Source organism: Sphingopyxis sp. PAMC25046, from assembly GCF_004795895.1.
Taxonomy (GTDB): domain Bacteria; phylum Pseudomonadota; class Alphaproteobacteria; order Sphingomonadales; family Sphingomonadaceae; genus Sphingopyxis.
The window spans coordinates 1,383,239-1,393,422 of sequence record NZ_CP039250.1 but is presented as its reverse complement, the minus strand read 5'-3'; the positions used below and the strand labels follow the sequence as shown (position 1 = coordinate 1,393,422).

Here is a 10,184-nt window from a genome sequence, read left to right as displayed (position 1 = left end):
ATGGCGGTCGCGCGGCGCGGCGGAGGCACCGTCGGGGAGTTTCGATCGGGGTGAATTGGGGCGAAACGCCGACTCAGGTCGTGCTGGTGCGAATCCAGAGCGGGTGGAGCAGCGCGATGCCCGCGCCGGGCCAGAGGCGCGCGGAAAGCCACTCCATCGTGTCGGCCCGCCGCAGATGGTCGGCGCCGGGCACGAGCGGCTGCCAGAGTGGGGCGAAGAGGAGGTCGGCGTCGCCGACGAGCCACACCTCCCCCTCGCCTATCGAACAGCGGGTGACGCGCCTGCCGGCAAAGGCCCGGCATTGACGAGGAAGGCGATCAAAGCGGCCGGCGCTGAAGAGCCGGAGACGCGCGCCGTCGATGTCAACAGGCAGCGCGTCGTCCTCGCCGGTTGGAGCAGAGTCGAGCGTGACGCCCCAATGATCGAGCAGCGGCGTCAGCAGGCTCGTCACCGGCGGGTTGCGCGGGTCGCCGAGCGGGTGGCGCGCGGGCCAGCCCGACAGCGCGTCGGCGAGAACGACCGCGCGGCCGCCGCCGCGCACAAAGGCGTCGATCACCACCAGTTCCTGCGGCGCGAGCGCGCGCGGATGCGCGAGCAGCAGCGTTCCGTCGGGGGGCGGGACATGATCGGCGAGGCTGTCGACGAGCGATACCGGGCCGGCCGCGGTTAGCCGCACGAGCGCAGGGTCGTCATTGGCCCCCTCGGCGATCATCGCGGCGATGTCGCCGACACCCGACCAGCGCAGCGGCAGGCCGGTGAGCATGGTGACGGCGGGCGCCTTCGCGCGCGCGGCGGCGGGGCGGTAGAGGATAGCGAGCAGCGCGTGCCCCGCCGCGAACCAGCCGACGGCGAGCGCGAACGCGGCGAGCCATGACAGGAATGCCGGCCGCGGACGCCACTGGACGATCAGATCGGCGAGCGACGCGGCGACGCCCGCCGCAACGACGACCAGCAGCAGTTGCGGCCAGCCGGCCGATCCGGCAAGCGCAAGCCCGAGCAGCGCCTGCGCCGCAACCAGAAATGCCAGCGCCAGAAACGAAGTGCGCCGCCGCGCCGCGGCGGGTTCGCGGCGCTGCCACCAGGCGAGAAGCAGCATCGGGGGCGCGAGCAAGGGGACAGCGAGCGCGGGATCGACGCGCCCGAGCAGCGCCTGCCCGCCAGCGACCCACGCCAGGGCGACGATGGCAACGGAGATGACGAAAGCGCGCAGCACCGGCCCGCGCGATACCGCGATCACTGTTTCGACTGGCGCGCGCGCTGGAGTTCGGGATCGGGTTCGAGATCGGGAACGGTCGCCGCCGGCGCCACCGCCTGCGGGACCTTAACTGCGGTCGCCGCATTTTCATCCTTCGACGATGACGGCGAGACCGGCTGGACGCCAAGTTCTTCAAGCGGCGCGCCGACGGCGGGTTCTGCGCCGGGCATCTTAACCTCGGTCGTTGCCGGAGCCTCGGCTTCGGCCCGTTCGCGCGCGCGCTCGCCGATCAGCCCTGCCATGCCGACGAGCAACAGCACCGTGAGCACGCCGGCGATGCCGATCTGCAGCCGCCGCATCGTGTCGTGGACCGGCGACGCCGCGGGCGGCGGTGCCTGCGGCTTGGGCGCCGAGGGGGTGTCAATCCGCATGCTCATGCTGCCGTCTCCAGTCCCTTGCTCGCCAGCCATTCGGGGTTGTAGAGCGTCGAGAGATAGCGAAACCCGCTGTCGCAGAGGATGGTTGCGATGCGTTTTCCCGGGCCCAGTTGCCGCGCGAGCGCCATCGCGCCGGCGACATTGATCCCCGACGAAAGGCCGAGGCACAGCCCCTCCTCGTCGAGCAGGCGGCGGACGACGGCAAGCCCTTCGGCGTCCGAGATGCGGAACTGGGTATCGATCGGCGCGCCTTCCAGATTGGCGGTGATACGGTTCTGCCCGATGCCTTCGGCGACGCTCGACCCCTCGGGCTTCAGCTCGCCGCACTGATAATAATTATAGAGCCCCGCGCCATGCGGATCGGTGAGCGCGATGACGACGTCCGAATTATGCGCCTTCAGCCCGAGCCCGGTGCCCGCGATCGTGCCTCCCGTACCCGCGGCGCAGGTGAAGCCATCGATGCGGCCGTCCATCTGTTCCCAGATTTCCTCGGCCGTGCCGAAGATATGCGCCTTGCGGTTGGCGATATTGTCGAACTGGTTCGCCCAGATCGCATTGTCGGTTTCCTCGGCGATGCGGCGCGAGGTGTGGACGAAGTGGCCGGGGTTGGCGAAGGGCGCGGGCGGAACGAGCACCAGCTCGGCGCCCAAGGCACGGATCGTGGCCATCTTCTCGGCGCTTTGATTGTCGGGCATGACGATGATCGTCTTGTACCCCAAGGCATTGGCGACGAGCGCCAGCCCGATTCCCGTGTTGCCCGCCGTCCCCTCGACGATCGTGCCGCCGGGGCGCAGGCTGCCGTTCGCCTCGGCATCGCGGACGATATAGAGCGCGGCGCGGTCCTTCACCGAACCGCCGGGATTCGCATATTCGCACTTGCCCCAGATTTCGCAGCCGGTCGCTTCGCTCGGCCCCTTCAGCAGCACCAGCGGAGTGTTGCCGATCAGGTCGAGGCTGTTTGCAGCAATAGTCATGCGCATGATCTAGGGCGGCGCCCGCGGCCCCGCAAGACAGCTTCGCTTGCCCCGCCGATGGTCGGCCTTGTCGACCAACGGGCGCCGGGGCCCGACGAACGACAGGTCCGGCATGCATCGGGGGTTGTCATTGTGACAGTATATCATTACTGACGCGCCATCTGGTCGCCAAAATTACAGGACTCTCCCCTCATGCGTTTGCTTTGTTCCGCCGGTTTTACCTTTGCCCTTTTCCTCGCCGCCCCCGTCTTTGCGCAGGACCGCGCCAATGCGGGCAGCGACGACGATGTGCACACGGGCGAGCCGATCGTGGTCACCGCGCCCTATGTCCGCAGCCTCGACATTCTCGGCAATGTTTCGGTGCTCGAGGGCGACGAGCTGGCACGCGACATTCGCGGGCAGATCGGCGACACGCTGACGCGGCAACCGGGCGTGTCGGCGACGAGCTTTTCGCCGGGCGCGTCGCGGCCCGTCCTGCGCGGCTTTTCGGGCGAGCGCGTCAAGGTCCTGACCGACGGCATCGGGTCGATCGACGCTTCGAACACGTCGGCCGACCACGCGGTGACGATCGACCCGCTGACGGTCGAGCGCGTCGAAATCCTGCGCGGCCCCGCGGTGCTGCTGTTCGGCAGCCAGGCGATCGGCGGCGCGGTCAATCTGTTCGACCGCCGGATCCCGCGCAAGGTTCCCGCCGACCATGTCCATGTCGATGCGATCGGCGGCTATGCGACCGCGGCAAACGACCGCAACATCGGCAGCTCGATCGACGTCGCGCTGAGCCCGCAGATCGTCGCGCATGTCGACGGCAGCTGGCGCAAGACGGGCGACACCCGTTCGGGAGGCTTCGTCTACGCCCCCGGTCTGCGCGGCGAATTGCTCGACCTTGCAGCCGAAGAGGCCGAGGAAGGCCATGCCGACGAGGCGGCCGAACTGACCGAACAGGCGGGCAAGCGCGGCAAGATCGACAATACGCAGAGCGAAACATGGACCGCCGGCGGCGGGCTATCGCTGATCAACGACGGCGGCCAGCTCGGCATTTCGGTGAGCTATTTCGACAGCAATTATGGCGTGCCTGCCCGGCCCGGCACCGAACACCACCATGAGGGCGAAGAGGAAGAGGGTCATGAGGAGGGCCCGGTCACCATCGGGATGAAGCAATGGCGCGCCGACCTGCGCGGCGAAGTCGAGCTCGGCGACGGATTTTTCGACAAACTGCGTATTCGTGCGGGCTTTGCCGACTACAAGCACACCGAGTTCGAAGGCGACGAGGTCGGCACCATCTTTACCAATCAGGGTATCGAAGGCCGGATCGAGCTGGCGCAGAACGACCGCGGCGGCTGGCGCGGCGCGAGCGGCGTCCAGTACAACCACCGCGATTTCAACGCGATCGGCGCCGAAGCCTTCGTGCCGCGCAACCTGACCGACCAGTTCGCGCTGTTCACGCTGCAGGAATATACGATGGGGCCGCTCGGGCTCGAAGCCGCGGCGCGCTATGAAAAGACCAATGTGCGCGCGCAGACGCTGGGCTTCGAACGCAATTTCGACAGCTTCTCGGGCGCGCTCGGCGCGACCTACGACATTTTCGAAGGCGCAAAGTTCGGCGTCTCGGTCTCGCGCGCGGTCCGTGCGCCGTCGGCCGAGGAATTGCTGTCGAACGGCCCGCACATCGCGACGCAGAGCTTCGAGGTCGGCGACCCGAACCTGCGGCTCGAGAAAAACTGGGGCGCCGAAGCCTCGTTCAAGTTCAAGTCCGACGGCTTCAACCTCAGCCTCACCGGCTATTCGAACTGGTTCGACAATTTCATCTATTCGGCCGCGACCGGCGCCGAAGAGGATGAGCTGCCCGTCTTTCAATATTTCCAGCGCGACGCGCGCGTCTATGGCTTCGAGGCCGAGGCGAGCGCGCGGCTCGCGCAGATCGGCGGCTTCAATATCGTCGGCGACGTGACCGCCGACATGACGCGCGCGAAAATCAAGAATGCCGGGCTCGACCGCAATGTGCCGCGCATCCCGCCGCTGCGCGTGCTCGGCGGGCTCGAAGCGCAGGGCGAGCGCGTCGATGCGCGCGTCGAGGTCGAATGGACTGACGACCAAGCGCGCGTCGCGCAGTTCGAGACGCCCACCGACGGCTTCACGCTCGTTAACGCCTCACTCAGCTGGCGCCCGCTTCCCGACACGAAAAATCTGACGCTCAGCCTGTCGGCGAACAATATCTTCGACGTCGAGGCACGCCGCCACGCGAGCTTCACCAAGGATTATGTGCCGCTGGCGGGCCGCGATTTCCGTCTGACGGCGCGGGCTAGCTTCTGAAGATCGGTTGCCCCCGCGAAAGCGGGGGCAACGGCAGTCGATCAGGGCGCGAGCAGCTTGCGCTTGTTCCAGTAAATCGAGGTCGCCGCGGCATAAGCGCCGACCTTTTCCCAGACCGCGCCATCGACCTTGTCGATGTCCACACCGCTTTCGACATAAGCCTGCACGATCTTCATGATCTGCTCTTCGGTCATGTCGGTCGACAGATCGGGGTTTGCGCCGGTGGGTCCGAAATCGAGCGCCTTGTCGACGATCGCCGGCGACAGGTCGAGTTTAGCGATATCGTTCGCCAGCCAATCGCGCGAAATGCGCGCAAGGCTATAGTCGAAATAGGGACCCTTTTGCTCCGCCGCGATGCCGTGCCGCGTGACGCAAGCGTCGGTGACGCTCGCCAACTGCTTGAACAGAGCCTCGCGTGACGCGTCGTCACCGCCGCCGGCCATCGCATCGCCGATCGAGGCCTTTGTGTCGCCGGGCACCGAAGTAACGACGCAATCGAGCTTCTCGCCATCTTGCGCTGCGGCCGCGCCGGGCAGCGCCGCGAGCATCAGCGCCGTGCCTGCCATCAAAACCTTCATCATCGACTCGTCTTTCGATCCGGAGGGTCCGTCCTTCAGGACAGCATGGCCATGCCGCCGTTCACATGCAACGTCTGGCCGGTGACATAGCCCGCTTCCTTCGACGCGAGATAAACGACCGCAGCGGCGATGTCGCTGCCCTCGCCCATCCGGCCTGCGGGAATGCGCTGGTTGAGCGCCTCCTTCTGTGCGTCGGGTAGGTCATCGGTCATCGCGGTCGCGATGAAGCCCGGCGCGACGCAGTTGACCGTGATGCCGCGGCTCGCGAGTTCCTGCGCCAGCGCCTTGCTCATGCCGGTGACCCCCGCCTTCGACGCGGCATAATTAGCCTGCCCCGGGTTGCCCGTCGCACCGACGACACTGGTGATCGAGATGATACGCCCGAAGCGCGCCTTCATCATCGGCTTCGCAGCCGCGCGCGCGAGGCGGAAATTGGCCTCGAGGTTGATGCGGATGACGTCGGACCATTCGTCGTCCTTCATCCGCAGGATGAGGTTGTCGCGCGTGACGCCGGCGTTGTTAACGAGGACGTCGAGCTGGCCGAGCGCCTCAACCGCCGACGGCACCAGCGCATCGACGGCGGCGGCATCGCCGAGATTGCACGGCAACGCGACATGGTCGCCGCCGAGCGTGTCGCGGAAGGCGGCGAGTTTGTCGGCGTTGGAGCCCGACACCGCGAGACGCGCGCCCCGCGCCGCGAGCGCCTGCGCGATGGCCGAACCGATACCGCCCGAGGCGCCGGTGACGAGGGCGGTCATGCCGGTGAGATCGAACATCTGTGTTTCTCCTGAAATCTTATCGATTAGAGCGTCTTGAGCAGCGCTTCGATGTCGTCCATCGAAATGACGCTGACAGTCTCGACTTCACCAGCGGCGCTGCGCTTGACCATCGGCGAGAGAACCTTGCCGCCGAATTCGACGAACTGCGCGACGCCGATATCTTCCATCGCGACGGCGCTTTCGCGCCAGCGGACGCGGCCGGTGACTTGGCTCACGAGCAGATCGCGAATACTGTCGGCGTCGCTCACCGGGCTCGCAGTGACATTGGCGACGACCGGAACCAGCGGCGCCGCGGGCGGGTTGGTGCCGAGCGCTTCGGCCATCGCGTCGGCGGAAGGCTGCATCAGCGGGCAATGGAAGGGCGCCGACACCGGCAGCAGCACCCCGCGCTTGATGCCATAATCCTTGACCAGCGCGACCGCGCGTTCGACCGCGCCCTTGTGGCCCGAGATCACGACCTGCGACGGATCATTGTCGTTGGCGACGGTGCAGACTTCGCCCTCGGCCGCGGCATCGGCGAGCTTTTGCGCGGTGTTGATGTCGGCGCCGAGCAGCGCCGCCATCGCGCCGACGCCGACGGGGACCGCCGCCTGCATCGCCTGCCCGCGCGTCTTCAAAAGCCGCGCGGTGGTCGCGAGATCGAAGGCGCCCGCGGCACAAAGCGCGCTATATTCGCCGAGACTGTGGCCCGCGACATAATCGGCCTTTGCGGCGAGCCTGACGCCGCCTTCCTTCTCAAGCACGCGCAGCGTCGCGATCGCGTTCGCCATGATCGCGGGCTGGGCATTTTCGGTGAGCGTGAGCTGGTCCTCGGGGCCTTCGCTCATCAGCTGGAACAGCTTCTGCCCGAGCGCGTCGTCGACCTCCTGAAACACTTCGCGCGCGTGGCTCGAAGCGTCGGCGAGCGCCTTGCCCATGCCGACCGACTGGCTGCCCTGACCCGGAAAGATGAATGCGCGCATGACCCCTGACCTTTATCGTCGCCCCCGCGAAGGCGGGGGCCGTTGGAATTCTATACTCCGCCATCGGAATAGGCCGACGGCGGCCCCAGCCTTGGCGGGGGCGACGGAAAGGTTTTGCGCCTATTCGCTCACCCGGCGCGATGCAAGCCGAAGGGCACGACCTTGTTCGCCGCATCGTGGCCGATGTCGGCCTGGCCAAGGAAAGCGATGCCGGTACGCGCACACCAGTCCTGCGCGATTTCCTCGGCCTCGATGCCGAAGGGACGGTCGTTTTCGGGCACGTCGTTTACCCGCCCCAGCCGTAGTCCGGCGAGCCCGCGCGGTGCGAGATAGGTAGCGACATGGAAAAAGGCGCGGTCGAAGGCGTAAAGATATTCGCTGACCTCCTCGACGAGCAGGACATGCCCCGAAAGGTCGGGCTCGAGCGGGGTCCCGAGCAGCATCGACAGCGTCATCAGGTTGAAGGCGGCGTGGCGCGCGCCATGCTCCAGCCCCGACTCGCAGGCCGCGGGATCGCGCGCGACGAGCCAGTCGAGCGCACGGAGCACCGCCGCGTCGCCCCCCTCGCGGCGAATGTCGGCAACCATCGGGCCGTGAGCGACATGGTCGAAACCGTCGCGATAGAGCGCGCCGAGCAGATTGCCTTGATCCGAATAGCCGAGGAAGGCCTTGCCGCGCGCCACGTGAGTCATCGCCGCGACCGCATCCTCGGCGATCCGGCACGCACCGTAACCTCCGCGCGCGAACCACACCGCGTCGACATCGGGGCGGTTCGCCATCTCGACGAGCGCGGCAAATCGGTGTCCGTCCTCGCCCGCGAAATGGCCGTGCGTCGAAAAGCATTGCGGGTCGAATTCGAGTTCGACGTCCGGATAGCCGAGGCTGGCAAGCGCGCGCACCGCCTCCGCGTCGTCGGGCAGGATCGGGGTCGACGGGGCAACAATGCCTATTCGCATGGATTTAAACTAACCCCTTTGATCGTTCGCATCGAGCGAAGTCGAGATGCTTTAGGCCTTACGCCATTCCGATGGGTGTCTCGACTTCGCTCGACACGAACGGAAATTGGGGTGAGTGCCAGTTGCAAACCCTTTGCCAAGCCCATATCGCGCCGCGATGGCCGAAAACAAATCCTATTTCTTCTGCGGCATCGGCGGGTCGGGTATGTTGCCGCTCGCGATGATCGTCGCGGCGCGCGGCGCCAAGGTTTCGGGGTCGGATCGCAGCCGCGACCAAGGCCGGACGCCCGAGAAATTCGCCTGGCTCGAAGGTCAGGGTATCGCATTTTTCCCACAGGACGGCAACGGGCCAAAGTCGGGGCAGATCCTTGTCGCATCGGCCGCGATTGAGGACAGCGTGCCCGATGTCGCGGCCGCCAACGCGCTCGGCTTGCCGCGCATGACGCGCGCCGACCTGAATGCGGCACTGTTCAACGCGGCGGACACGGCGATCGGCGTCGGGGGAACGAGCGGCAAGTCGACCGTGACCGGCATGATCGGCTGGATACTCGAAAGCACAGGGCGCAAGCCGACGGTGATGAACGGCGCGGTGATGCGCAATTTCGCCGCCGCCGAAATGCCGTTCGCCAGCGCACTAATCGGCGAGGCGGCAATCTATGTCAGCGAGGTCGACGAAAGCGACGGGTCGATCGCGCTCTATGCGCCCGACGTCGCGGTCGTCACCAATATCAGCCTCGACCACAAGAGCCTTGAAGAGTTGCATCAGTTGTTCGGCGATTTTACCGCGAAGGCGCGCGTCGCGGTGATCAATGCCGACGATCCGGAATCGGCGCCGCTGCTGTCGGCAGGTAATGTCGCGACATTCGGTTTCGGCGATGCGGCGACAGTGCGCGGCAGCGATTTCGAGGCGCTGCCCGACGGGTGCCGCTTCGCCGTCCATGCAGGCGGCACCGCCTATCAGGTGAAGCTCCGAATGCCCGGCCGCCACAATGCCGCCAATGCGCTCGCAGCAATCGCGGCGGCGCATGCAGCGGACGTAACCGTGGCGCAGGCGGTCGAGGCGCTCGCCGATTTCGCGGGTCTCGCGCGGCGCTATGAGGTACTCGGGCAAGCGGGCGGCGTCACCGTGATCGACGATTTCGCACATAATCCAGATAAAGTCGCCGCGACGCTCGCCGCCGTCGCCGAGTTGCCGGGCCGCGCCCTGCTATTCTTCCAGCCGCACGGCTATGGCCCGCTGCGCCAGATGGGCAAGGAACTGGCGGCGAGTTTCGCCGCTGGAATGAGGTCCGACGACAAGCTCTATGTCTGTGACCCCGTCTATTTCGGCGGCACCGTCGACCGAAGCGTCGGTAGCGAAGCGCTGGTCGCCGATATCGTGGCCGGCGGCGCCGATGCGGTCCACCTCACGACGCGCGCCGCATGCGGCGCGGCGATGCTTGGCGAGGCAAAGGCAGGCGACCGCATCCTGATCCTCGGCGCGCGCGACGACACGCTCACCGAATTCGGGAGGGATCTGCTCGTCCGCCTTGGCGATTAGCCGAACGTATCTTCGATGTTGCTGATGCCTGCCTTGCGCGCCCGATAACGTCCGATACCGAAGCCGACGAAGAATACGACCGTTTCGAGGACCAACTCAAACGCAATCGTGAAGATCATGGCGACACCTACCGGAACCTCTTCCCCGCCCGCAATCATGCCGCCGAGTCCGCCGAAGAGGCACGACAGCAGCAGAATGGCCCCAGCGTGCTTCCACGCAAGCCGATCGCTGTTCATTCCCCAGCTAAAAAGACCGATCAGCGCAACAATTTCCAACATCCCGTTCCCCCTGAATCCCGGCAGAAGTGTTGCGTGTCACCCCAAGAGGAGCAAGCCTTTTCGAACGCGGCCTTGATTTCCGCGCGCGAATCTGTATAGGCGCGCTCATTCGGGGCGAGGCCTTGTGCCGTTCGCCCCGTTTGCTTTGCACCAATAGGCAAAGCCGGACGACAGC

Annotated in this window: 10 protein-coding genes; 2 read left to right on the top strand and 8 right to left on the bottom strand. The window is 66.4% G+C overall.

The genetic code is table 11. The features are described 5' to 3' along the window. Positions 1–73: 73 nt before the first annotated feature. Genes E5675_RS06525 through E5675_RS06515 form a run of 3 tightly spaced genes read right to left on the bottom strand, consistent with a single transcriptional unit; the run spans position 74 to position 2,606 of the window. Positions 74–1,237 carry a GldG family protein gene (locus E5675_RS06525; protein ID WP_247594805.1) on the bottom strand — a complete coding sequence of 388 codons (1,164 nt, stop codon included), beginning with the start codon at positions 1,235–1,237 and terminating at the stop codon, positions 74–76. Then, entirely contained in the window at positions 1,234–1,632 is a 399-nt protein-coding gene (locus E5675_RS06520; RefSeq protein WP_136173803.1) for a hypothetical protein, read from the bottom strand. The genes E5675_RS06525 and E5675_RS06520 overlap by 4 nt, the downstream gene beginning before the upstream one ends. After that, positions 1,629–2,606, bottom strand: a complete 978-nt coding sequence (locus E5675_RS06515; RefSeq protein ID WP_136173802.1) for a cysteine synthase A — start codon at positions 2,604–2,606, stop codon at positions 1,629–1,631. Before E5675_RS06515 ends, E5675_RS06520 begins: the two co-directional genes overlap by 4 nt. A gap of 192 nt (positions 2,607–2,798) precedes the next feature. Between E5675_RS06515 and E5675_RS06510 the strand changes: the two genes are divergently transcribed. After that, the gene (locus E5675_RS06510) at positions 2,799–4,916 is read left to right on the top strand and encodes a TonB-dependent receptor (RefSeq protein ID WP_136173801.1); all 2,118 of its coding nucleotides are present in this window, start codon (positions 2,799–2,801) and stop codon (positions 4,914–4,916) included. Positions 4,917–4,957: 41 nt separating this feature from the next. On the opposite strand, the gene E5675_RS06505 is transcribed toward E5675_RS06510, so the two are convergent. The 4 genes from E5675_RS06505 to E5675_RS06490 all read right to left on the bottom strand — a co-directional run bounded on the left by E5675_RS06505 (position 4,958) and on the right by E5675_RS06490 (position 8,191). Then, positions 4,958–5,497 carry a hypothetical protein gene (locus E5675_RS06505; protein WP_136173800.1) on the bottom strand — a complete coding sequence of 180 codons (540 nt, stop codon included), beginning with the start codon at positions 5,495–5,497 and terminating at the stop codon, positions 4,958–4,960. Positions 5,498–5,529: 32 nt separating this feature from the next. Next, on the bottom strand, positions 5,530–6,270 hold the full coding sequence (gene fabG / locus E5675_RS06500) for a 3-oxoacyl-[acyl-carrier-protein] reductase (protein ID WP_136173799.1): 741 nt from the start codon (positions 6,268–6,270) through the stop codon (positions 5,530–5,532). Between the two features lie 26 nt (positions 6,271–6,296). Next, entirely contained in the window at positions 6,297–7,235 is a 939-nt protein-coding gene (fabD, locus tag E5675_RS06495; RefSeq protein WP_136173798.1) for an ACP S-malonyltransferase, read from the bottom strand. A gap of 128 nt (positions 7,236–7,363) precedes the next feature. After that, complete coding sequence (locus tag E5675_RS06490; RefSeq protein WP_136173797.1) at positions 7,364–8,191, bottom strand: LD-carboxypeptidase; 828 nt, start codon at positions 8,189–8,191, stop codon at positions 7,364–7,366. Between the two features lie 157 nt (positions 8,192–8,348). On the opposite strand from E5675_RS06490, the gene E5675_RS06485 reads away from it, so the two are divergent. Next, complete coding sequence (locus tag E5675_RS06485; protein ID WP_136173796.1) at positions 8,349–9,731, top strand: Mur ligase family protein; 1,383 nt, start codon at positions 8,349–8,351, stop codon at positions 9,729–9,731. On the opposite strand, the gene E5675_RS06480 is transcribed toward E5675_RS06485, so the two are convergent. Next, complete coding sequence (locus tag E5675_RS06480; protein ID WP_136173795.1) at positions 9,728–10,009, bottom strand: hypothetical protein; 282 nt, start codon at positions 10,007–10,009, stop codon at positions 9,728–9,730. The genes E5675_RS06485 and E5675_RS06480 overlap by 4 nt on opposite strands. Positions 10,010–10,184: the final 175 nt, after the last annotated feature.

Coding starts and splice junctions, on each gene's coding strand:
- fabD (WP_136173798.1), bottom strand. CDS start 7,235: ATGCGCGCATTCATCTTTCCGGGTCAGGGCAGCCAGTCGGTCGGCATG.
- E5675_RS06505 (WP_136173800.1), bottom strand. CDS start 5,497: ATGATGAAGGTTTTGATGGCAGGCACGGCGCTGATGCTCGCGGCGCTG.
- E5675_RS06485 (WP_136173796.1), top strand. CDS start 8,349: ATGGCCGAAAACAAATCCTATTTCTTCTGCGGCATCGGCGGGTCGGGT.
- E5675_RS06520 (WP_136173803.1), bottom strand. CDS start 1,632: ATGAGCATGCGGATTGACACCCCCTCGGCGCCCAAGCCGCAGGCACCG.
- E5675_RS06480 (WP_136173795.1), bottom strand. CDS start 10,009: ATGTTGGAAATTGTTGCGCTGATCGGTCTTTTTAGCTGGGGAATGAAC.
- E5675_RS06515 (WP_136173802.1), bottom strand. CDS start 2,606: ATGACTATTGCTGCAAACAGCCTCGACCTGATCGGCAACACTCCGCTG.
- E5675_RS06510 (WP_136173801.1), top strand. CDS start 2,799: ATGCGTTTGCTTTGTTCCGCCGGTTTTACCTTTGCCCTTTTCCTCGCC.
- E5675_RS06490 (WP_136173797.1), bottom strand. CDS start 8,191: ATGCGAATAGGCATTGTTGCCCCGTCGACCCCGATCCTGCCCGACGAC.
- fabG (WP_136173799.1), bottom strand. CDS start 6,270: ATGTTCGATCTCACCGGCATGACCGCCCTCGTCACCGGCGCCTCGGGC.